Source organism: Dehalococcoidia bacterium (assembly GCA_035310145.1).
Taxonomy (GTDB): domain Bacteria; phylum Chloroflexota; class Dehalococcoidia; order CAUJGQ01; family CAUJGQ01; genus CALFMN01.
Map to the genome: position 1 here is coordinate 44223 of DATGEL010000103.1, position 22208 is coordinate 66430.

Below are 22208 nucleotides of genomic sequence, written 5' to 3' on the forward strand. Positions count from 1 at the left end.
TAGTGTGATGGGGTAGTGAGGGGCGCCGCCGCACACTGGTGATAGAGGACGGTTGCAGCCGTCGGCCGGGATAGGGGAACACGCGATGTACTCGTGCATTATTTGCCACTTCGATACGGAACTGGACGATGTCGCCGTGCCGGGCGGCGCCCGCAGTTGCGTGTGTCTGCGCTGCTACTCTCGAGAAACCAGGTCCGAGCGCCCGATGCCCAGGCGCCTGCGCCAGGATCTGATCGCCACACTGGCCGGGATCGGCGTCGCCTGATGCAGCCGCTTGCCGCGCTGACCGAGGAGCGTTGCGAGCTTGCACCATGAGATCGGCGGCCCTGCCCCGACCCGTGCGCGTCCTTCACTCGCTCTTGAGCAACGGCCGGCGTCCATACCGGCCGTTGCTGCTGTCTGTTTCCTGCTGCCTTGATGATTCGGCTCTCGGGTAGCGAATGCTGAACGGCTCAACTCCGCTGCTGCAGGTCGTGAAGCGCCGCCGCCGGCGCGCATGGCGGCGCCGGAAAAGCGAGGGACGGGAGCGCACTATCGGCGCTCCCGTCCTGCATGGCGACTTTCGCCGCGTGGCGCCGGCTCAGTCGCCGACGGCCGCGGCGCGGGGCATCACCCAGATGCTGCGCGGCTCGGCGCCATGCAGGGTGATACCGGCGTCCGTGGCCGAGGGTTCAATCTGGCTGGTGATGCGGATGCTGGTGGGAATCAGATACTCGACCGAGCCGCCCTTCAGCCGGAACGGCCGGTCGTGGCCGGGATAGAGCACGGAGCAGTGTGAGGTGATCTTGCGGGCGCTCTCGCGCGCCTCGGCTTCCGTCGCGAAGATCAGGTAGGGCGAGCCGGCGAGGGCGCAGCGGGCGTTGGGCAGGGCGTCGCCGGTGACGCCGATCGTCTCGCCGTTGTTCTCCACCAGCAGCGTCATGCTGCCGACCGTATGGCCGGGCGTGTCGAGGATGCGCACGCCTTTGTCGATCTCGTCGCCCTCGCGTACAGACCGCAGCTTCATCTGCTCGAGAATCAGGCCGGTGTAGCTCGGCGTGGCCCAGTCGGCCGGATCGGGTTTGGCGGCGTACCTGCGCTCGGCCTCGTGCACCAGCACCTCGGCGTTGCTGAAGAGGTCGATGTTGAGCATATGGTCCCAGTGGGCGTGGGTGAGCACGACGGTGTCGATGTCCTGCGGGCGCAGACCGCGTTCGCGTAGCTTCGCCAGCAGCAGTTCGCGGCGGCCGGTGTGCGCGACATCGACCAGGATCGTCTTCGAGCCGCGCACCAGCGTGACGCCGCAGAAGGCGGGGCTGCCCTGATCGGTGCCCAACGAGAAGCCCTGGAGCAGCAGTTCGACCTCGGCCACGGCCTGCCTCCTGTTTCGTATCCGCACGGCGACGCGCCGCCCTATGGGTAGCGCCAGGCGGGCAGCCTGTCAAGGGGCCGAAAACAGGGCCACACCGCGGGCGGCTGGACTTTTATCCACCCTCGCGGCATGGTGGAACGGCCGGAGGCCGCTCCCGCGGCCGGCTGAGCACATCCGCGATCGAAGGAGCGGCGGGCCATGGCGACGCGCGAACGCGAACTCGAAGCCCTGCACACCAACACCAACGCGCTGCTGAGCGAGCTGCGCGATCTGCCGGAGGCGAAGCTCACCGAAGTCTGGCTCGGCAGCTGGTCGGCGCGCGAGTTGCTGGTCCATCTCGGCGCCTGGTGCAACATGATGGGCCAGGCCTACGAGCGCATGGCCCGTGGCGAGCGGCCTTCCCCGGAAGGCGTCGATCTCTCGGACAACGATGGGATGAACGCGCGCTACGTCGAAGAGGCGCACGGTAAGAGCATCGCGCAGGTGCGCAAGGACCTGGAGACCGGCATGGCCCGCTTTGAGGCCGCGGCGAAGGCCTTGCCCGAGGACCGTTTCGCCGAGGGCAAGACGGCCATGCGCATCATGCAGACGATCGCCGGCCACCCGCTGGAGCACATCGAGGAGGTCCGCGCCTGGCGGCACGGCGCCCCGGCGCCAGGCCGAGATTGACGTAACCGCGCGGGCAACGGATCGTGTAGGGGCGCATTGGCATGAATGGTGCGCCCTTTTCGTCGCCCCGACGGATCGCGCATCCGCGGAGACGCCGCCTCAGGAGGCTCGCATCGATGCTCAAGAAGATCCATCACGTCGGCGTGGTCGTGCGCAGCGCGGACGAGGCGCTGCGCTTCTACCGCGACACGCTCGGCCTGTCCGTCGCCAAGGACGCGGTGATCGAGGATCAGGGCGTGCGCGGCGTGCTGCTGCCCGCCGGCGAATCCGAGATCGAGCTGCTGGAGCCGACGCGCGAGGGCACCGGTGTCGCCCGCTTCCTGGAGAAGGGCGAAGGGCTGCACCACGTCTGCTTCGAGAGCGACGACGTGGGCGCCGAGCTGGCCGCGGCGAAGGCGAAGGGGCTGCGGCTGATCGATGAGCAGCCGCGCCAGGGCCTCGCCGGCATGATCGGCTTCATCCATCCGGGCGCCACGCACGGCGTGCTGGTCGAGTTCGCCACGCCGCCAGCGGGCGGCCACGCGCCCGCGCCCGGCCCGCTCGTCAAGAACTTCGACCACGCCGTCTTCGCCGTGAAAGACCTCGACGCCGGCTGCCGCACCTGGGAGAACAACTTCGGCTTTACGACGAAGGAGCGGCGCGAGGTGGCCGCGCTGGGCATCTCCAACGCGATCTTGCCCGTGGCCGGCGCCAACGCCTTCGTCGAGCTGATCACGCCGCTGGGCGAGGGCGCCGTCTCGAAGTTCCTGGACGAGAAGGGCGAGGGGATGTACCTGATCTCGCTCGCGGTTGCGGACATCGAGAAGGCCGTCGCCGCGCTGCGCGAGGCCGGCGTGCGCGTAGGCGACCCGGCGGGCGCCGCCGGCAGCCGGCTGGCTTTCGTTAGCCCGCGCAACACCCACGGCGTCTCGATTCAACTTCGCGAGCGGGTGTAGGGGCGGAGCAGGGCAGGTGAGTCTCGGTCGCCACACCATGCCGGCGGGCGCCCACGGTGCAAGCACCGCGGCGAAGCCGCCTCAGGTTCGGGGGGTGAGCGCCATGGGCGAGTTAGCGCCCATCCAATACCGACGCTCGCCCTCTACGACCATCGGAGATTGCCGCAGTCGGGGACCGCTCGCAGTCAAATCAACACGCCAGTCACCGTATCGGGGGTGAGAGGGGGCGTGCCCCCTATGACCATCGGAGATCTCAAATGACCTTGGAACGAAAAATTCGCGTGCTGATCGCAAAGCCGGGGCTGGATGGCCATGATCGCGGCGCCAAGGTGGTGGCGCGGGCGCTGCGCGACGCCGGCATGGAAGTCATCTACACCGGCATCCGCCAGACGCCGCAGATGATTGCCGAAGCCGCGCTGCAGGAAGACGTGGATGTCGTCGGCCTCAGCATCCTCTCCGGCGCGCACATGGAGCTGTTTCCGCGCATCGTAGAGGAGCTGAAGAAGCGCGGCGTGGACGACGTGTTGCTCTTCGCCGGCGGCATCATCCCCGAAGAGGACACGCCGATGCTGGAGCAACTCGGCTTCAAGGCCGTCTTCCGCCCCGGCAGCTCCACCAACGACATCATTGAATACGTCCGTTCGCACGTGGGCGCCCCGGCGTGACTGCAGCCAGCAACGACTTCCATGATTACATCGAGGGCTATCTCGAGCGCGTGCTGCGCGGCGAGCGCCGCCCCCTCTCGCGCGTGATCACCTGGGTGCAGGAGAACCTGCCCGAGGGCCGCGCCGCCGTGCGCGACCTCTTCCGCCATACCGGCCACGCGCACACGGTCGGCGTCACCGGCTCGGCCGGCTCCGGCAAGAGCACGCTCACCGGCGCCCTGGCGCGGGAGGAGCGCAAACGCGGGCGCAGCGTCGGCATCATCGCCGTCGATCCCTCGAGCCCCTTCACCGGCGGCGCGATCCTGGGCGACCGCATCCGCATGCAGGATCTCACCAACGACGAGGGCATCTTCGTGCGCAGCATGGCCACGCGCCAGTCGCTCGGCGGGCTCACGGCCATGGCGGCCGACGTGATCAGCGTCATGGACGCTTCCGGCAAGGACGTCGTGCTGGTGGAGACGGTCGGCGCCGGCCAGGATGAAGTCGACATCGCCCGCACGGCACAGACGACCTGCCTCGTGCTCACACCCGGCGCCGGCGACGACATCCAGACGATGAAGGCCGGGATCATGGAGATCGCCGACATCCTCGTCGTCAACAAGGCGGACCTTGCCGGCGCCGACATTCTCATGAGCCAGCTCAAGGCGCTGCTCTCGTATTCCGAGCACGGCGACTGGATCATCCCGATCGTGCGCGTGGTCTCGACCAGGGGCGAGGGCATTCCCGAGCTGGCCGACGCGATCGACCGGCACCGCGAGTATCTGGAAAGCTCCGGCAAGCTGGCGCAGCGGCGGCTGGAACGCTCCCGCCACCAGATCGTGGAGGCCGTGCGCGCCGAGGTCATGCGCCGCTACCTCAGCGGCGAAGGCGGCACGCAGCTCGATGAGCTGGCGCGGCGCGTGGCCGAGCGCGACCTCGACCCGCACTCGGCCGCGATCGAGCTGATCGAAGGGGCCGCGCGGGCGGAGTGAAGGCACCTGCCCGCACGGCGGGCAACTCTGCTGAGGTGACCGTCATGGGCGAGTGATCGCCCATCTCAAACGAACGCGTGCCCCCTACGACCAACGGAGTGCTTGGGAGTGCTTGAATGAGCGCCAAAGTGCAGCGGCTGCGCCTGAGCTACGCGCGCGGGCACGAATTGCAGTACGTTTCGCACCTGGACATGTTGCGCTTCTGGGAGCGCACGCTGCGCCGCGCCCACGCGCCCGTGGCCTACTCCGAGGGCTTCACGCCGCACCCACAGATCAACCTCGGCCCGCCGCTCGCCGTGGGCCAGACCGGCCGCGCCGAGCTAATCGACGTCTTTCTCGCCGAAGCCTGGACGCCGGAACGCTTCCGCGACGCGCTGGCGCCGCAACTGCCGCCGGGGCTGAGCCTGGCGCGGGTGGCCGAGGCGCCGCTGGAGGAGCCGTCCCTGCAGTCGCAGCTGCGCGCCGCCGAGTACGAGCTGCAGCTGCAGCCAGGCGCCGATCTCGGCGCGATCGAGCAGCGGATCGCCGCCTTCCTCGCCGCCGAGACGTTCCCCTGGGAGCACGTGCGCGAGAAAGAGACGCGCCGTTACGATCTGCGCCCGCTGGTGCTCGATCTGCGGCTAGAGCGCCGCGCCGACGGCCCCGTGCTCACGGCGCGGCTGCGGGCCGAGGAAGGCGCGACGGCGCGGCCCGACCAGCTTGCTGCCGCGCTCGGCATCGCGGCCGCGCTGCGGCACATCGAGCGCGCGGCGCTGATCCTCGCCGCGCCGGTCGCCCGCCGGTGACCGCGCCGCCCGAGCTGCTGCGGCTGCTGCTGCTGCGCCATGCGCAGACCGCGCACAACCGCGACGGCCTCGTGCAGGGCCGTGCCGACAATCCGCTCAGCGAGCTGGGTCAACGGCAGGCGGCGGCGCTGGCCGAACGGCTGAGCACCGCGCCGCTCGAAGCGATCTACAGCAGTCCCCTGGTGCGCGCCCGCCAGACTGCCGAGGCGATCGCCGCGCCGCATGGCCTCGGCGTCGCAATCGAGCCGGACCTGATCGAGATGGACATCGGCGCGATGGAGGGGCTCAGCGGCGCCGAGCTGCGCGAGCGCTTCCCCGAGTTCATGAAGGCCTGGCTCTCGCAGGACGCGGGCGGCGCCGCCATGCCCGGCGGCGAAAGCCTGGCGCAGGTGCAGGCGCGGGCGATGGCCGTGGTCGAGCGTGTGATCGCCCGCCATCCTGCCGGCGTGGCGGCCGTGGTGAGCCACAACTTCGTATTGCTGACCGTGCTCTGCGCGATCCTCGGCCTGCCCCTGCACGAGTTCCGCCGGCTGCGCCAGGGCGTCGCCAGCCTGGCGATCGTCGAGGTGCTGCCAGGGCAGCGGCGGCTGGTCAGCTTCAACGACCTCTGCCATCTTGAGGCCGCCGGCCTGCTGGGCGAAGACCCGTGGCACGTCCGCCGCGGACTGCCCCTGTAGATATGTAACAGCATAACAGCGAAAACAGCATCTGCGCTATGATGGCTCTCGGCCGGTCGATCGCCGCGCGGGCGCGGCCGGCGAGCGGGAGGAAGGCGGTTGGTGCGCGGGCGTTGCGAAGCGTTGGGGTTCACCCCCGTGCGGCTGCTGCTGATCGCCGCGGGACTCGTCGCCGTCTACTGCGGCTTCTCGATCGTGGGCAACTACGTGCACCAGTATCAGCTCGACCGCGACCGCGCACAGCTTCAGGCGCAGATTCAAACCGAGCAAAGCCGCTACGCCAGGCTCGACGCGCTGCGCCAGTGGATGCAGAGCGACGCCTTCATCGAGGCGATGGCCCGCCACGACGGCCTGATCAAGCCCGGCGACCACCCCATCATCGTCTCTGCGCCGTCGCCGTCTCCGGCAGCCGGCGTCGCGGGCGACTGGTGGGAGAAGTATTTCGGCCCCTGACGCCATGCCACGCCGCACCGCGCTGCGCGAGTTCGAGCGGCGGCTGCTGGCGGCGCTGCCGGAGCTGCCCCTTGTCGATGGCCCGCCACGGCTGATTGTCGCTGCCTCGGGCGGCGCGGATTCCACCGCGTTGTTGTTGGCGCTGCGGGCGCTAGCCGCCGGCGGCTTCCTCCCCGCCGCCTTGATCGCCTGCCATATCGACCACGGCCTGCGGCCCGAGGCCGCGCGGCTGGCGGAGCAAGCGCTGCTGGCCGCGAATTGCCGCGAGCTGGACGTGCCGCTGCTGCTGCGCCGGGTGCAGGTCGAGACTGGAGTGCAGGCGCCTCGCGGCGTGCGGGGCTCTGCCGAAGCGGCGGCGCGGCGGGCGCGCTACGCGGCGCTGGGCGCCGTCGCGGCGGAGATCGATGCGGCGGCCGTGCTCACGGCGCATACGGCCGGCGACCAGGCGGAAACCGTGCTGCTGCGCCTGCTGCGCGGCACCGGCGTCGGCGGGCTGGCGGCCATGCCGCCGCGGAGCCGGCCCTGGGGCGACGGCAGGCCGTTGCTGCTGCGCCCGCTGCTCGGCGCCTGGCCGGAGCAGACGCGCGGCTATTGCCGCGAGCGTGGCGTTTCCTGGAGCGAGGACGAGACGAACGCCTCGCCGCGCTTCGCCCGCAACCGTGTGCGGCATGAGCTTTTGCCGTTGCTGCGCTCGCTCGCGCCCGGCGCGGAGCGGTCGCTGCTGCGGCTTGCCGGGCAGGCGCGTGAGCTGGATGCCTGGCTCGACGGCGAGGTCGAGCGGCTGGCCGCCGCGCTGTGGCGCCGCGATGGCGATGGTTTCCTGCTGAAGAGTTCGCCCGCTGGCCTCGCGCCGTTCATAGGCAAGCAGCTCGTGGCGCGGGTGCTGGCCGAGCTGCTGGGCGGCGCCGGGGCTCCGGGCGCCCGCCAGGTGGCAGCGGTCTTCTCCTGCTGGCGCGGCACGCTGGGCCGGCGCTGCGACGTGGGGCAGGGCTGGCGCGCCGAAGCGACGCTCGCCGGGCTGCGCTTCCGCCGCTTGCCGCCTGAAACACCTGCTGCCGCCGGCGCCGCGCTCCCCGCCGAGGCAGGCGGTTGCCGGCAGTTGGCCTTCGGGCAGACCGAGCTGCCCGGCTGGCGCGTCACCGTCTCGGCCTTCCATCCGCGCGAGCCCGCACCTGAGCCGGACACGCTCTCGGCGTACCTCGTGCTGCCGGACCCGGTGCGGCTCTCCGTACGCGGTTGGCGCGCGGGCGACCGCATGCGTCCTGCCGGGCTGGGCGGCAGCAAGAAGCTGCAGGATATCTTCGTGGACGAACAGGTCGAGCGAGCACGCCGGCCGAGTGTGCCGTTGCTGTTCCTTGACGGCGAGTGCATCTGGGCCGTTGGTGTGAAGCGTTCGGCGCTCGCCCCGGCCGCGCCGCCGGCGGCGGCGGGCCTGCGCGTCGCCTTCACGCCGTTCGCTGGAACTCTGTAGCCGGCGGCGCTTGCCGCTCGCCTGGGGTGTGCAGCCAGACGACCGGCGCGCTACGCTCCGAACTGGCGGCCGTGCGTCGCCATGCAGGGGAGGAGGCCCAAACCATGACCGTGTTCGATGCGGTCCGCACCGTGCTTGCCGTGCGCCGCTACAAGGACGAGCCGCTGCCGGCGGAGCTGGTGCGCCGCATCGTGGAAGCCGCCTGGCTCACGGGCAGCTCGCGCAACGGCCAGCCCTGGCACTTCATCGCCGTGCAGGACCGCGCCATGCTGCGGCGGCTGGGCGGCCTGGCGCAGACGGGACCCTACATCGCCGATGCGGCGCTCGCGGTGGTCGTGGTCATGGAGGAGTCCATCTACAACGTCTCCGATGTCAGCCGGGCGGTGCAGTCGATGATGCTGACCGCCTGGGACCAAGGCGTCGGCTCAAACTGGGTCGGCTTCGGCAACCTGGACTGGGCCAACGCGGTGCTGGGGATTCCGGCCACGCTGAAGGTGATGGCGATCGTGCCCTTCGGCTACCCGGTGACGCGGCTGGGGCGGGGCAAGAAGAACCGCAAGCCCTTCGCCGAAATCGTGAGCCGGGAACGCTACGGCCAGCCGTTCGCGTAGCCGCACGCTTTTCCCCGTAAGCGCAGGTTACTGGCGGGCACGGCGGTCCAGGCACGTTCACCGTGCCGTACGGTTGGGCAGGCTACTCGCGGGCAGGCGTCACAATGGGCCGCTCCCCGATCGCCAGCGGGCGTTCGGCGTTCGGCGCTGCGCTGCGGTTGACCAGCGCGATGCCGAGCGCGATCAGCGCTGCGCCCGCGCCCACCAGCGGATGCAGCGTCTCGCCGAGGAAGACGACGCCCGAGAGCACGGCGACCAGCGGCACGAAGAAGACGTTGCCGCTCACCACCGACGCCTCACCGCGCTCCAGCAGGTAGAGCCAGATCAGCCAGCCGAGCGGGCCGATGATCGCCCCCAGCAGCACCAGCAGCGCGGCCAGGTGCAGCGTCAGGTTGAGCCGCACCGTTTCGGTGAAGGGCATCAGCGGAATCAGCGGCAGCACGCCGTAGGTGTACTGCAACATCGTTAGCCAGACCAGCGGCGCGCCGGGCGGCACGCGCTTGAACAGCAGCGTGCTCGCCGTCCAGCAGAGCGCCGCGCCGAACAGCTCGGCATAGCCCAGCCACTGCGGATGGGCGCCAGGGTGGATGCGGTCGCTGAGCACCACGACGAGCCCGGCGAAGCCGAGCAGCAGGCCGAGCGCCCGCCGCGACCCACCGCGCTCGCCCAGCCACAGCCGCGCCGCCAGCGCCACGAGCAACGGCTGCGCGTAGACGATCAGCGAGGCCTCGCCGGAGCTGACATGTTGCGAACCCAGGTTGATGAAGCCGGAGAGCCCGGCCACGTTGAAGACGCCCAGCACGAAGGCGAAGCGGTGAAAGCGCCAGTCGCGTGGGAGCGGCCCGCCCAGCGCGAGGGCGAAGGCCAGAGCAGGCAGCACACCGGCGCCACGTGCGGCCACGGCCAGCATCAGCGGCGAGGCGTCGTGCAGCGCCGCCTTCACCACCGTGTAGGTCACACCCCAGAACAGGCAGAGCAGGGCGACGAGCGCCGCCGTCACCACGCCGCCCGGCAGGCCGAGGATCGGCCGCGGGCGTTGCAGCACACGCTGACCGGCTGCCATCGGTGGGTGGCCTCCCCTATGCGTTGGTTGAGGCTCAGCCTACCCTACCCTGCCTTGCCGGCGCACCGAGGCCGGGCCCGGCGCTGAGGAGCGCCCACTCGCTGGCTCGACCGGCCGGCTACCGGTGTGTGAGCCGGCGCAGCTGGCGCGTCAGTCGCGCGGCGCGCTGCTTGCGCCACTGCTCGACCTCCTGTCGGTAGACCAGGCGCGTGCGCCGCCCGCGGACCGGCATCGCATCCGCCGGTGCGGGCGTTGCGGTGAGTCGCCCGCGAGCGATGGCGTTGGTGATGGCCCCGAGGGTGACGCCGGCGATCTGCGCCGCCTCGGCCAGTGTCAGCGTCGCCGATGCCTCCTGAGCCAGCCGTTGCACTTCGGCGTCTACTTCGTCGTGCGCTTCGCAGGCAAGCTGTACGCGGTGTTCATCGGCGAAATGGAAGCTCAGTGCGGACTCGATCAGATCGATGACCTCCGCTTCGCTTGAGCCGACCGCGACGACCCCCGGCATTGCCGGAACATAGGCTCCCCACGCCTTGTCCTCCTGCTCGACCACGACATGCACCGCGGGGCGCACCACGATGTCCTGCAGACGATGATCCATCCTCTCCACCTCCCGGCTGAGTGACCCGCGGTGCAGGTCTACCGCTTGAGTCCTGCTTGCCGAAGCACTGCGCCCAGCGTGCCCGTCGGCATATCCTTGCCGTCGTGACCGGCCACGGTGACGGCGCCGGACTTCCGCGGATGGCGATATTGGCGATGGCTGGCCTTGCCGCCGCGGACCTCATACCAGCCGTCCGCCTCAGGCTGCTTCACCCCGTCTCGGACTTTCAACTCTCGCCTTCAACGATGGTTTACTGCACCGCTATACTACTGAATTTGTGCAGTTAGAGTCGGCACGAAGAATGCAAGAAGAGCAGCGTGGCGGCGCCGTTCGCCGCCCAGATCCCGGCAGGCACTGAAGATTCGCGTGGCCGCTTCGATACTTTGGCGGACCTGGTTCAGAAGCGAGGCGGCGATGGACCCCACGATCTACGACAGCCTGACCGGCCTCTCCGGCGTCGCCCTGTTCAGCGGTCAACTGGACCGTGCCTATCGCCGCGAGCTGGCCGGTGAACGCGGGCTGGCGGTGCTGGCCCTTGGTGTGCCGCAGGTCGACTGGCTGCGCCGCCAGTACGGCGACGCTTTCGTCGATCTCGGCCTGGTCGGCGTGTCACGGGCGTTGTCCGAGAGCCTGCGCCGCGTCGACCGCACGGCCCACCTCGGCGACGGCCGCTTCCTCGCCTTCGCCAGCCATCTGCGCTCGCCTGGCGACGCCACGCGGCTGGCCCAGCGCGTTCACGACCGCGTGCGCTGGGTCTTCCGGCTCGAAGGCAACGTGGAGCGTGTGCCCGTGCGCCTGGGCATGAGCCTGCGTATCCCTTGCGAGCGCAACTCGCTTGCGGCGCTGCTGATCGAGGAGGCGATGCGGGCCCTGTTCGACGCCTCAGACGAGGGCGTACATCTCTTCGGCGCCGGCCGCCTGACGCTGGTGCCAACCGCTGCCGCCGCTGCTCCTGGTTCCGCTACCGACCGCCGCTGGACCGATCACGAGTCTCCGCCGGCGCTCGCCTGATTGGACGCGCATTGCCTGGGGCCGGCGCCGCCCGGCTCAGCTCCATCCGCTGTCGCAAGGCCCGTGGCTTGCCGCGCTCCGGCGATGACCGCTTGCCGCGACATGTCCCCGGAGTGAGCCCCTACTCCGAGAGCCGGCTGACCTGCACCCGCGCCTCGTAGGCCGCGGCGCCGGACGGCTCGAAGGCGCGCACGGCCGCGTCCGGCACCGCGCGGGCGCCGCTGGTCAGGTCATTGATCCCCGGCCAGCCGTCGTGCATCCAGACCACGCCCGCCGGCACGCGCTCCGTCACGAGCGACCGCGCCTGCATGGCGCCGCGGTCGTTGTGAATGCGGATCGCCTCGCCGTCGGCCAGGCCGCGCGCGGCGGCGTCGGCGGGGTTGAGCCAGAGGCGCGGCTCGGGGTCGGCGTCCGCGAGCGTGGGCAGCGCCCGGCCGTGGTCGTAGAAGGCGTGGAAGTGCGTGATCGCGCGGCCCTGGCGGAAGAGCAAGGGAAAGCGTGCGGCGCGTTCCGGCTGGCGGCTTGCGTCTTCGTGCACCGGCTCGTAGACCGGCAGCGGCGGCAGGCCCATCGCCTCTGCCTTCGCGGAGTAGAACTCGACCTTGCCCGAGGGCGTAGCGAAGCGCAGATCCGGGTGCGCGACCTCGGAGACGGCCAGCCGGTGGATACCGCCCTCGGCGCGCAGCTGCTCGGCGCTGATGCGGCCCGTCGCCTCGTGATCGAAGGCCGCGGACATCAGCTCGTCGGCGCTGGCCCAGGGGAAGAAGTCCTGCAGCGGGCCGGCGAAGCGCTCGTCGGCGCGCAGCCGTTCGGCGAGCTGTTGCAACACCCAGGAGGCCGAGCGCGCCGCGCCGCGTGGCGAGATCGCCTGTTCCATCAGGTAGAGGTGGGTGGCCGTCGCCTTGTAGCCGGTCTCCTCCAGCCACGAGGTGCCGGGCAGCACCACGTCGGCGTAGCCGCGCGCCGTCTCATTCATGAACAGGTCGAAGCAGGCGACGAGATCCATCTTCGCCAGCGCCGCGGCCACGCGGCTCGTGTCCGCAAACGACGACAGCATGTTGGTGCCAAGCAGCAGCAGCACCTTGATCCGCCCTGCGTCCAACGCGTCGAGCACGCTGCTCATCTCGGAGATCACGTAATCGCCCGGCGGCCGCGTCTCGACCGCGGCCAGGTTGGCGAAGCCGCCGCCGTGCGCCTGCGCCGCGTGGCGCGGCCCGAAGCCGCCGCCCGGCTGCCCCAGTGCGCCCGTCAGCCCCGGCAGGCAGGCGACGGCGCGGCTGCCGTACCAGCCGTTGCCGCTCTTGTGCATCGAAGAGCCGCCGAGCAGGATCATGCTGTGCCGCGTCGCCGCGTAGCGCCGAGCAAGCGCCTGCACCGCGGCGGCGGGAATGCCCGTCTGCGCCTCGGTCCACGCCGGCGTGAACTGGCGCACATGCTCGGCAAACGCCGCGAAGCCCTCGCCGTGCTCCGCCACGAAGGCGGCGTCGTGCAGCCCCTCCCCGGTGATCACGTGCGCCATGCCGAGCGCCAGCGCCGCGTCAGCGCCCGGCTTGATCAGGTACGCCTCGTCCGCCTGCGCGAAGGCCTCGCTGCGGCGCACGTCGATGGCGACGACGTAGGCGCCGCGGCGCTTCGCCGCGATCACGTGCGGCGCCGTGCCGGGCTGGCTGATCAGATTTGCTCCCCAGAGCAGGATCAGCTCGGCGTTGGCCGCCATATCTTCTTTCGTGTTCACCTCGGTCGGCCCGGTGAGCGTCAGGCCGAAGCCGCCCAGCCCCCAGCAGACGATCGAGGGGTTCCACCACTGGAAACCGGCCATGTTGGCGAAGCGCTGCGTCACCTGCCGGTGCAGCGTATTCACGATCAGCCCGTGCCCATGCCAGACGGCGACCGCCTCCGGCCCCGCGCGCAGCATCGCCTCCGCGACGCGCTCGAGGGCGGCGTCCCAGCTCGCGTCGCGCCAGGCGCCGGGCTCGCGCCGCTCGCGCAGGCGCGGCTGCAAGAGGCGCAACGGGTTGTCTACGATCTCGCCGGCCGCCTGTCCGCGGATGCAGAGGAAGCCGTGGCTGTCCGGGTTCTCCGTGTCGCCGTGGATCGCACGCACGCGGTCGTCTTCGACCTCCACGATCATGCCGCAGTAGGTCGGATTGCAGTTCATCGGACACATCGTGCGCACGCTGCGGGCGGTCTCCGGTGCTGCCGTCATGGGGCCGGTTCCTCTCTCGAGTCGCGGGCCGCGCCTCTGCGGACGCGGCCACGGTTGTGCTGAGTATAGCCGCCGCGCCCGGCTTATGCGGCGTGGCGGCGCAGGTACTCGTCCGAGCCGATCAGCGCGACGCGCACGTTGGTACTCGTCCGGCCCTCTGCCATGGCGCCGAGCAGCCAGCGTTGCTCCTCGGCCGTGGGGGCGCGGCCGAGGTACTGCTGAAAGGCGGCGGCGAGGAAGGCACGGCGGTACTCGTCGCCGAGGCCGAGCGCGTCGGCGATGTCGCCGCGCCCCGCGCCGGCGTTCAGCGCCGCAAGCTGGGAGTCGCGCTCCGCGGGCGTTGGCTCGCGGTGCAGCATCTCCTTGAAGGCCCCGTCGAGCCAGGCGGCGTCAGAGCTGCCCTGGTGCTGGAAGTATTCCGGCGAGCCGAGCAGACCGGCGATCAGCTGCTCCTGCGACTCGCCGTTCTTCAGCGCGGCCGACCAGGCGGCGAGCGCATCCGCGTCGGCGGCGCGGCCCAGCAGCCGCTGATACGTGGTGTTGACGAACATCGCATCGTATTCCGGCGATGAATACAACGCGGCCGCCACCTGCAGGCGGGTGGCGCCGCCGTCGAGCGCGGTGAGCCAGCGGTCGAGCAGGTCAACCGCGGGTGGCGAACCGAAGATGTCCTGGTAGGCGGCGCGTACGAAGGCTTCGTTCCGCTGCCGTGTGGCCGCCGGGTTCGCGGTTGGCGAAGGAGTCTCGGCCGCGGGTGTTCGGGCGGCGGCCGCGGCCAGGGCCGTGCTTGAGGGCGCCGGATCGTGAGGCGCCCGCGCGCAGTGCGTCGTCAGGATCGCGCCGGCAAGCAGGCCGGCGGGCGCCGCGGCCGCCACCACCAGCCAGTAGCGCACCGAGCGCACGCTCCACCAGGACGGGATTACGCGCACGTCGCCGCTGCCCTCCCTTTGCCGTGAGCTTAGCAAACACGCTCCGGAAGACCGGGCGGTCAGGCCGCGAAGCCGTTCGTCCGCAGCGGTGATCGCGTACGCTGTTCCCGGCAAACCCCGGTTCGCGGGAGGCAGCAGAATGGCGGAACGGCTGCTGGCCGGGCTGCGGGTGATCGAGCTGGCGCAGGAGATCGCCGGGCCCTACGGCGGCAAGCTCCTGGCCGATCTCGGCGCCGACGTGATCAAGGTCGAGCCGCCCGCGGGCGATCTCTGCCGCGCTCGCGGCCCCTTTCCCGGCCACCTGCCGCACCGCGAGCGCAGCGGTCTGTTCCGCTATCTCAATTCAGGCAAGCGCGGCGTCGCGATCGATCTCGAAGCTCCCTCCGGCCGCGAGGCTGTGTTCGAGCTGTGCCGCGACGCCGGCGTGCTGCTGGAGAGCTTCGCTCCCGGCGAGATGGCGCGGCTCGGCCTCGACATCACCGCCCTGCTCACGGTCAATCCGCGGCTGGCGCTGGTCTCGGTGACGCCGTTCGGGCAGACCGGACCGCAGGCCGCCTGGCGCGGCAACGATCTGATCGCCTTCCACGCTTCCGGCATGGCCTTCGGCTTCCCGGCGCTGCAGGTGGACCGGCCGGATCTGCCGCCGCACAACGCGCCCAGCTACGGCGCCGCGTTTCTCGCCGGCGAGCTGGTGGCGGCGGCCGCCATGCATGGTCTGCATGTCGTGCAGCGCCGTGGCCGTGGCTGCCACCTGGATCTCTCCTTGCAGGAGGCGGTCGCGGCGCTCAACCAGTCGCAGTACAGCGCCCTCGAACGCACGGGCGAGGTGCGGCGCCGTTTCTCCAGCGAGCCGTCGAACCCGACCGTGGCGCTCCTGCCCTGCGCGGACGGCTGGGTGGCGATCTCGCCGCGCGAGGAGCACCAGTGGCAGCGCTGGCTCGAGGTGATGGGCAGCCCGGCCTGGGGCGCTGAGCCCCGCTTCGCCGACCGCCGGGCGCGCGAGCGGCACTGGCGCGAGCTGTATCCACTGCTCGCCGCCTGGAGCGGCGAGCGCGCCACATCGGCCGTCTTCGAGGCAGCGCAGGCGGCGCGCGTTGCCTGCTACCCGCTGGGCCGCGCCGCCGATCTGCTGGCCTCGCCGCAGTTGCAGGCCCGTGGCTTCTTCGTCGAGATCGGTGACTCCGGAACCGGTCCGCTGACGGTTCCCGGAACGCCGTACCGGATCGACGGGGAAGGTTCCCGCGCACCGGTGACAGGCGACCGTGCCGCGGAGGCGCCGCGTTCTGCGCCGCCGTCCCTTACGCCCTCCACCCTCCCCCTCGCCGGTGTCCGCATCGTCGACTTCAGCTGGGTGCTGACCGGGCCGATCTGCACGAAGTACCTCGCCGCCCTGGGCGCCGAGGTGATCAAGATCGAGTCGCGCACGCGGCCCGACCTCTCGCAGCGCGATTTGGCCTGGGAGGAGCTGAACCCGAGCAAGCGCAGCATCACCCTCAACCTGCAACACGAGGCGGCGCGCGACCTTGCCCGCCGCCTGATCGCGCAAAGCGACGCCGTGATCGAGAACTTCTCCAGCAGCGTGATGGAGCGGCTTGGTCTCGGTTACGCGGCCCTGCGCGAGCAGAACCCGCGCCTGGTCATGCTCTCCTCCTCGGCGCTGGGGCGCAGCGGGCCGGAGCGCGATCGCGTCGCCTACGGCACGCTGATCCAGTGCTTCACCGGCTGGGCCGGCCTCGCGGCGCACCCCGGCCTGCCGCCGCGCTCGGCCGCCGGCATCTGGACGGACCCGCTGACCGCCGCGATGGCGACGTACCTCTTACTCGCCGCCCTCTGGCGCCAGCGGCGGCACGGCGAAGGCTGCTATATCGACCTCTCCATGGCGGAGACGACGATCGCCGCCCTGCCCGAGCCGCTGCTGGCCTGGGGACTCAACCGCGAGTTGCTGGCGCCGCGCGGCAACCGCGATCCGCTCAACGCGCCGCAGGGCTGCTACGCCGCGGCGGGCGACGACCGCTGGCTTGCGCTCAGCGTGCAGTCAGACGCCGATTGGACCGCGCTCTGCCGCCTCATGGCGCGGGAGGAACTGCTGGACGACGCGCGCCTTGCCACGGCCGCGGGCCGTTGGGCGCACGCGGATGAGCTGGACGCCACCATCGCGGCCTGGGTGCGGCCGCAGGCGGCGGAAGACTGCGCGGCGCGCTTGCAGGCCGCGGGCATCGCCGCGACGCCGACGCTCACGCCCGCCGACGTGCTGAGTGACGCGCACCTGGCCGCGCGGGCGTTCATCAGCCCCGTGGAGCGCCTGGAAGGCGGCACGCGCCAGACCCTCGGTTTTCCCTGGCTGGCGGACGGCGAGCGGCCGGGGCAGTTCCGCCGCCCGCCGGCGGTGGGCGAGGACAACGCCCACGTGTTCCGGCAACTGCTTAAGCTGGACACCCAGGAGTATGCTCGGCTGGTTGCCGAACACGTCATCTATTAGCTGTTAGCGCCGGAAGAAGCAAGCAAGCGATGACCGAAGCAAGCGAGCCGCGAATCCTGCAGTTCGAGCAGACGGGCGCGATCGCGCGCATCACCCTGAACCGCCCCGAGAAGCTGAACGCGATCGATCACGCGCTCGGCCTCGCGCTCTACGACGCCTTCGCGCGCTGCGCCGAGGACGCAAGCGTGCGGGCGATCGTGCTCGCCGGCGCGGGGCGGGCGTTCTGCGCGGGCGACGAGCTGGGGCGCGAGCGCACGCCCGACGAGGTGCTGGCGCAGCGGCGGCGCGGCGCCATCCAGCACTACGTGGCCGGGCCGGGCCGCTGGACCAGCACGCTGCGGCTGATGCGCAGCCTGGCGCAGCCGATCGTCGTACGCATCCAGGGTTACGCCTACGGCGCGGGCTTCAACCTGGCGCTTGGCGCCGACTTCCGCGTGATGGCCGCCAACGCGCGCCTGGCGACGCCGTTCATCAAGCGCGGCCTCGCCACCGGCACGAACCTCTTGCAGCAGTATCTCGGCATCGGCAAAGCGATCGAGATGACGCTACTGGGCGAGCCGCTGGACGCCGAGGAAGCGCTGCGCCTCGGCCTGGTCACGCGGGTGGTGGATGCCGCCGGGCTCGACGCCGCGGTGGACGAGCTGGCCGAGCGGCTCGCCTCCGGCCCCACGGCAGCGCTGAGCCTGACCAAGAAGGCCGTGTACGCGGGCTGGGAGGAGGATCCAGACGGCGCATACTGGCAGCAAGGCTCGGCCGTGGTGCAGGGCCGCGAGCTGGAAGACCTGGCCGAAGGGCTGGCCGCCTTCCGCGAGAAGCGCCCGCCGCACTTCAGCGGCCGGTAAATGCGGGCAGCCCTCACTCCCCGTCCCCGCTCTCCCACCCCGCTCGTTCGATTGACGGCTGAAATTATGGAAATGGGAGAGAGGGACGTTCCACGCGTCATACGGTTATCCGGCACGCGGCCGGGCACCTGGAAGAGCCCTTCCACGCCCCACACATGGCGGTGTGGTCCGGTCTTCAGCGCCACCCGATGCTTCGGGAGGGGTGTCCTCCGGCGCCCACCGGGACTAACCCGATCACCGCTCGCGCTTCCTGCCAACGATCGCCCCCTTCTCTCCCATAGCGCAGCGTGATGGGAGAGAAGGGGGTCGGGGGGTTATGAGGGCCGCTCGCGCGCCGCCTCAGTGCGTCAGCCAGGCGAACTCCTGTGGGCGGCGCTGGGCGCGCGGGTCGATCATGATGTTGATCACCGCCGTCTTGCCCGAGGCGAACGCCTTGTCCAGCGCCGGGCGGATCTCCTCCGGCCGCTCGCACAAGAAACCGAGGCCGCCGAACGCCTCCGCCATCTTGTCGTAGCGCGCCGTGGCCGTGTAGGCGCCGGGCCGCGCGGTCAGCGGATTGTGGTCCGTCTCCGGCGGTCCGCCGCCCACGCCGTTGTTGTTGATGATGCAGAAGGTGATCGGCAGGTTGTAGCGGCAGGCGGTCTCCACTTCCATGCCGCTGAAGCCGAAGGCCGAGTCGCCCTCCACGTTCACCACGCGCTTGTCCGGATGCACCACCGCGGCGGCGATGGCGAAGGCCAGCCCCACGCCCATCGTGCCGTAGGAGCCGGCGTCGAGACGGGTGCGCGGCTCGTAGTTGTTCAGCACCTGCCGGCCGATGTCCATCGTGCTGGCGCCCTCGCTGGAGATGATCGCGTCGCGCGGCAGGGCGTCGCGGATCTCGCGCAGCACGCGGTAGTAGCCCATCGGCACGTCGTCGGAGGCGAGCATCGGCTCGGTGTTGCGCTTGTTCGTCTCCGCCTTGTTCTGCAGGCCGGAGCGCCAGAGGTTCTCGGCGCCGAACTGCCAGGGCTGCGCCTCCAGCGCCTTGTTGAGCTGCGCCGTGATCGCCTTGCCGTCGCCTACGAGGCCGACGGCGGCGGGCACGTTGGTGCCGATCTCCTCCGCGGCCACGTCCAGTTGAATGATCTTGACGTCCGGGCTCCAGCGCGGCGGCAGGCCGAAGTGCATGATCCAGTTCAGCCGCGCGCCCATCAAGAGCGCCACATCCGTGTTTTGCAGGGCATACGTCCGGGCGGAGGCGACGGAGAGCGGATGGTCGTCCGGCAGCAGCCCCTTCGCCATCGGCGCGGGCAGGAAGGGCAGCTGCGTCTTCTCGATGAACTCCTTGACCTCGGCCTCGGCGCGGCTCCAGGCCATCCCCTTACCGATCACCACCAGCGGCCGCTCGGCGCTCTTCAGAATTTCGAGCGCCTGCTCGATCGCGGCCTGTTCGGCCTGGATGCGCGGCGGCTCCGGCACGGCCGGCTTCTGCTCAATGCTCTCCTCCTCGACTTTGCCGGTGATCGTGTCGCCGGGCAGGTCGAGGTAAACGGGACCGGGGCGGCCGTAGATCGAGTTGCGCACCGCCTGCTCGACGTAGTAGGGGATGCGCGCCGTGGTCTCGACGCGATGGGCGTACTTGCAGAAGGGCCGCGCCGACTGCACCTGGTCCGTCTCCTGGAAGGCGCCCATGCCGTCCTGGAAGCTGTCGTTGGCGCCGCCGAGCAGGATCATCGGCCAGCAGTTGCTCCAGGCGTTGGCGAGGCCCGCGATCGCGTGGATCATGCCGGGGCCGGAGACGACGAGGCAGGCCTGCGGCCGGCCAATGAGGTAGCTGGCCGCCTGCGCGGCGTAGCTGGCAGCCTGCTCGTTGCGCATGCCGAAGAACTTGATCCCCTCACGCTGGGCGGCGAAGGCGATCGGCACCACGGGGATGCCGACGATGCCGAACATATACTGGACGCCCTGCTTCTTCAGCTCGCGCGCGATCAACGTCGCGCCATCGATCTCGGCCATTGCGCCGCCCTCCGCATCTTCTTTGGCTTGTTGTGGACGCACGTCAGCCGCGCAGCCCCGCACGATGTTACCGCAGGCCGGCGAATAGGGCATAGCGAAGCGAGTGCGCACCCCGGCACGCCCGCGCCCTGCCGGCGGCGAAACAGGGCACGCGGCTGTGCTCGGGCGCACGTAGTACACAAGATTTCTGTGCGCGCCCGCTTGACACGGCAAAAAACTGTGATAGGGTAACAAAAGCTGCGGATGGTCCACGCACGAAGGCGGTCGCGGGCAACGGCGTCCCGATCGGCCGCGCCTGTGCAGCCCGATTCCGGGAGATGGCGGCACCCGAGGCCGCAAGGTAAACGCCCGTGGAGCCCCGCGGACCCGCGCCCGAGGAGCGTACCCGTTCCTCGGGCGTCGTCTTGTCTCCGTCTGCACGGCCGGCGCGCCGTGGCGTGGGGCGCTTCGGCCCGCTCCGGTACCGCAACCGCTCGGCCCTGAGCGCGGCCGAAGACCGCCGCCGGTACCGCTATGCCGGGTGCGCGGCGACCGCGGCCTGGATCGCCTCCGCCGCCAGGGCGTCGAGCCGGTGCTGCGCGGCGTGAACGCGTGCCAGCGCCTCATCCACGTCCGACGTCTCCCCGTCGACGAGCCCCAGTTCACGCCCCGCGCGGCTGAGCGCCTCCAGCTCGCGCTGGGCCACCAGCAACTCGCGGAAGACGCGTTCCTGGTCGAGCGCCACATCGGCAAGCGTGCGGGCCACGGCGAACTCCTGGCCACAGCATAGCGTGCGTCGCGCAGCAGTGTCAGGACGTGCGGGCGCGGATCGCCGCGTAGACGCGCTCCATCTCGCGGTCGTCCGCGTCGTAGACGAGGAAGCTGCGCACCACCACACCGCCGAACACCGCCGGCAGATCCGGGTGATCATCTACCGTGAAGTCCGGGTTTATCCCGATGCCGAGCGGCCCCAGCATTCTTCGATGCTGATACAGAGGCTTGACATAGCAGGCGGTGACGTACGGCGCGAGCCCGTGCTGCTCGATCACCTCGGGACGTTCGCCGATGCCGGACCAGAGGTAGAGGTGATGCCCTTCGGCCGCGAGCCGCGTAAACAGCTCGGGTACGCCCGGCCGCAGGCGGTTGCCGCTGTCGATGAGCGTGTGATCGACGTCGAAGAAGATGTTCATGCTGTTTCCCGGCTGCTCGGATACCGATGATACCTGTGCGAAAGCGACTTCGTCACCGGGCGCGCCGCGCGGCGCGCTCGGGGTATCTGGCGTGTGGCGTATGGCTGCTGAACAGGGCGAGGCAGGTGAAGGTCGAGGAAGAGCGATGAGCAGCACGTTTCCCACCGTGCTCGGCGGTGGGCCGGCGCCGGCACGGCGACGGGACGATCTGGCGACGGCGCACTGCGTGATCGTCGCCGACCACGGCCCGGAGACCGCGGCGATCGAGGCCGCCGTCAGCGCGCTTGGCCCGTCGGTGCGCCTGGCGCTGCCCGGCGAGGTCGGCGAGCAGCTCTGGCGCAACTCGGCGCTGCGCGTGCTGCTGGCGCGGGGACCGCGCGCCGTCGCGGCGCTGCTGCCGTGGATGGCCTTTCTGCACGCGGCGCCCAATACCGGCACGCTGGCGCTGCTCGACGCCGGCCGCGGCGAGATCATCTCGGCGCTGGAGTTCTTCGACATCTGGCTGCCCGGCGGCACCGCCCCGGCCGTGGCGGCGCGGCAGGCGGTCTCGTTGCTGGCGCTGCTGGACCGCCAGACCCGCCTCTCCGGCCCGCGGCGCATCCGCGGCGTTAACCTGATCATCGACCTGGCCCGCGAAGAAGTGACGAACAACGAGGGCGTGCGCATTCCGCTCACGCCGAGTGAATACCGCCTGCTGGCGGCGCTGGCCGTGCAACCGGGACACGTGGTCGATTTCGGCCAGCTCGGCTCGGCCCTGCCGGGCCACTTCCGCGACGCCGACGACGCCTACAACAGCGTCAAGGTTCACGTCGGCCGCCTGCGCCAGAAGCTGTCGCGCGGCACCGGCTGGGACGGACACCTGGTCAGCGTGCGCGGCCGCGGCTTCCTCTTTGAGCGGCGGCTGCCGCGTGGCGGCGAGGTGGCCGCCGACGAGCCGCTGGTGCGGCGCGTCGCCTCCTGAAGCGGGCGCGCGGCGGCTGGCCGCGTCCCCGGCCCGCTCACTCGTCGGCAAAGGCGCCGGCCTGCTCCAGCAGCGCCTCGAGCTGCTGCGGCTGGTAACCTTCGACCGCCGCGCCATTGACGACCACCACGGGCGGCAACCGAAATCCGCGCCGCAGAAACTCCGCGCGCGCGGCCGCATCCGTGTTCAGATCGCGCACGGCATAGACGACGCCCTGCTGTGAAAGCCACGCTTTCACCACCCGGCAGGCGCTTCAGCGCTCGTTGCTGTAGACCAGCACTTCCGCGGGCACGCTCGTCCTTCTCCGCTGGGTCATTTCGATCGCCGGTGCGACCCGCACTCCACTCGCCACCTCGGGCCGCCG

The 22208-nt window shown here is 70.8% G+C and carries 23 protein-coding genes; 13 read left to right on the forward strand and 10 right to left on the reverse strand.

The genetic code is table 11. The features are described from left to right. Window positions 1–580: 580 nt before the first annotated feature. Window positions 581–1351 carry an MBL fold metallo-hydrolase gene (locus VKV26_19285; GenBank protein HLZ72054.1) on the reverse strand — a complete coding sequence of 257 codons (771 nt, stop codon included), beginning with the start codon at window positions 1349–1351 and terminating at the stop codon, window positions 581–583. 198 nt (window positions 1352–1549) lie between these two features. On the opposite strand from VKV26_19285, the gene VKV26_19290 reads away from it, so the two are divergent. The 9 genes from VKV26_19290 to VKV26_19330 all read left to right on the forward strand — a co-directional run bounded on the left by VKV26_19290 (window position 1550) and on the right by VKV26_19330 (window position 8588). Further along, window positions 1550–2020, forward strand: coding sequence for a DinB family protein (locus VKV26_19290; GenBank protein HLZ72055.1), 471 nt, complete (start codon window positions 1550–1552; stop codon window positions 2018–2020). Between the two features lie 116 nt (window positions 2021–2136). Beyond that, window positions 2137–2955 (forward strand): methylmalonyl-CoA epimerase, encoded by an 819-nt coding sequence (mce, locus tag VKV26_19295; protein ID HLZ72056.1) that lies wholly within the window; start codon window positions 2137–2139, stop codon window positions 2953–2955. Between the two features lie 263 nt (window positions 2956–3218). After that, window positions 3219–3620, forward strand: a complete 402-nt coding sequence (locus VKV26_19300; GenBank protein HLZ72057.1) for a cobalamin B12-binding domain-containing protein — start codon at window positions 3219–3221, stop codon at window positions 3618–3620. After that, the gene (meaB, locus tag VKV26_19305; protein HLZ72058.1) at window positions 3617–4591 is read left to right on the forward strand and encodes a methylmalonyl Co-A mutase-associated GTPase MeaB; all 975 of its coding nucleotides are present in this window, start codon (window positions 3617–3619) and stop codon (window positions 4589–4591) included. Before VKV26_19300 ends, meaB begins: the two co-directional genes overlap by 4 nt. A gap of 116 nt (window positions 4592–4707) precedes the next feature. After that, entirely contained in the window at window positions 4708–5376 is a 669-nt protein-coding gene (locus VKV26_19310; GenBank protein HLZ72059.1) for a TIGR03936 family radical SAM-associated protein, read from the forward strand. Beyond that, on the forward strand, window positions 5373–6053 hold the full coding sequence (locus VKV26_19315; protein HLZ72060.1) for a histidine phosphatase family protein: 681 nt from the start codon (window positions 5373–5375) through the stop codon (window positions 6051–6053). Before VKV26_19310 ends, VKV26_19315 begins: the two co-directional genes overlap by 4 nt. A 102-nt stretch (window positions 6054–6155) precedes the next feature. Next, complete coding sequence (locus VKV26_19320) at window positions 6156–6506, forward strand: septum formation initiator family protein (protein HLZ72061.1); 351 nt, start codon at window positions 6156–6158, stop codon at window positions 6504–6506. A gap of 4 nt (window positions 6507–6510) precedes the next feature. Further along, complete coding sequence (tilS, locus tag VKV26_19325) at window positions 6511–7977, forward strand: tRNA lysidine(34) synthetase TilS (GenBank protein HLZ72062.1); 1467 nt, start codon at window positions 6511–6513, stop codon at window positions 7975–7977. A gap of 104 nt (window positions 7978–8081) precedes the next feature. Beyond that, window positions 8082–8588 carry a nitroreductase family protein gene (locus tag VKV26_19330; protein HLZ72063.1) on the forward strand — a complete coding sequence of 169 codons (507 nt, stop codon included), beginning with the start codon at window positions 8082–8084 and terminating at the stop codon, window positions 8586–8588. 82 nt (window positions 8589–8670) lie between these two features. Here the strand turns inward: VKV26_19330 and VKV26_19335 are convergent, their stop codons facing one another. The 3 genes from VKV26_19335 to VKV26_19345 form a co-directional block, all read right to left on the reverse strand. After that, the gene (locus tag VKV26_19335) at window positions 8671–9651 is read right to left on the reverse strand and encodes a DMT family transporter (protein HLZ72064.1); all 981 of its coding nucleotides are present in this window, start codon (window positions 9649–9651) and stop codon (window positions 8671–8673) included. 118 nt (window positions 9652–9769) lie between these two features. Next, entirely contained in the window at window positions 9770–10201 is a 432-nt protein-coding gene (locus VKV26_19340; protein HLZ72065.1) for a hypothetical protein, read from the reverse strand. An 86-nt stretch (window positions 10202–10287) separates the two neighbouring features. Further along, entirely contained in the window at window positions 10288–10461 is a 174-nt protein-coding gene (locus VKV26_19345; protein HLZ72066.1) for a type II toxin-antitoxin system HicA family toxin, read from the reverse strand. 202 nt (window positions 10462–10663) lie between these two features. On the opposite strand from VKV26_19345, the gene VKV26_19350 reads away from it, so the two are divergent. Beyond that, the gene (locus VKV26_19350) at window positions 10664–11260 is read left to right on the forward strand and encodes a GGDEF domain-containing protein (protein HLZ72067.1); all 597 of its coding nucleotides are present in this window, start codon (window positions 10664–10666) and stop codon (window positions 11258–11260) included. Window positions 11261–11381: 121 nt separating this feature from the next. Here VKV26_19350 and VKV26_19355 read toward each other — a convergent pair whose 3' ends face one another. Both VKV26_19355 and VKV26_19360 read right to left on the reverse strand, forming a co-directional pair. Continuing rightward, on the reverse strand, window positions 11382–13466 hold the full coding sequence (locus VKV26_19355) for a molybdopterin-dependent oxidoreductase (GenBank protein ID HLZ72068.1): 2085 nt from the start codon (window positions 13464–13466) through the stop codon (window positions 11382–11384). A gap of 83 nt (window positions 13467–13549) precedes the next feature. Next, window positions 13550–14395: a DUF4214 domain-containing protein gene (locus VKV26_19360; protein ID HLZ72069.1), complete on the reverse strand. Its 846-nt coding sequence runs from the start codon at window positions 14393–14395 to the stop codon at window positions 13550–13552. Window positions 14396–14534: 139 nt separating this feature from the next. Here VKV26_19360 and VKV26_19365 point away from each other — a divergent pair, with 139 nt between their 5' ends. Further along, window positions 14535–16874 carry a CoA transferase gene (locus VKV26_19365; protein ID HLZ72070.1) on the forward strand — a complete coding sequence of 780 codons (2340 nt, stop codon included), beginning with the start codon at window positions 14535–14537 and terminating at the stop codon, window positions 16872–16874. 29 nt (window positions 16875–16903) lie between these two features. Beyond that, window positions 16904–17716 carry an enoyl-CoA hydratase-related protein gene (locus VKV26_19370; GenBank protein ID HLZ72071.1) on the forward strand — a complete coding sequence of 271 codons (813 nt, stop codon included), beginning with the start codon at window positions 16904–16906 and terminating at the stop codon, window positions 17714–17716. 339 nt (window positions 17717–18055) lie between these two features. Here the strand turns inward: VKV26_19370 and oxc are convergent, their stop codons facing one another. The 3 genes from oxc to VKV26_19385 form a co-directional block, all read right to left on the reverse strand. Continuing rightward, on the reverse strand, window positions 18056–19714 hold the full coding sequence (oxc, locus tag VKV26_19375; GenBank protein HLZ72072.1) for an oxalyl-CoA decarboxylase: 1659 nt from the start codon (window positions 19712–19714) through the stop codon (window positions 18056–18058). 511 nt (window positions 19715–20225) lie between these two features. Further along, a complete protein-coding gene (locus tag VKV26_19380) occupies window positions 20226–20459 on the reverse strand; it encodes a hypothetical protein (GenBank protein ID HLZ72073.1) in 234 nt (77 codons plus the stop codon). Window positions 20460–20502: 43 nt separating this feature from the next. Continuing rightward, window positions 20503–21039, reverse strand: a complete 537-nt coding sequence (locus VKV26_19385) for a hypothetical protein (protein ID HLZ72074.1) — start codon at window positions 21037–21039, stop codon at window positions 20503–20505. Here VKV26_19385 and VKV26_19390 point away from each other — a divergent pair. Then, window positions 21029–21844: a winged helix-turn-helix domain-containing protein gene (locus tag VKV26_19390; protein ID HLZ72075.1), complete on the forward strand. Its 816-nt coding sequence runs from the start codon at window positions 21029–21031 to the stop codon at window positions 21842–21844. The genes VKV26_19385 and VKV26_19390 overlap by 11 nt on opposite strands. A gap of 37 nt (window positions 21845–21881) precedes the next feature. On the opposite strand, the gene VKV26_19395 is transcribed toward VKV26_19390, so the two are convergent. After that, on the reverse strand, window positions 21882–22085 hold the full coding sequence (locus tag VKV26_19395; GenBank protein ID HLZ72076.1) for a glutaredoxin family protein: 204 nt from the start codon (window positions 22083–22085) through the stop codon (window positions 21882–21884). Between the last annotated feature and the right edge of the window lie 123 nt (window positions 22086–22208).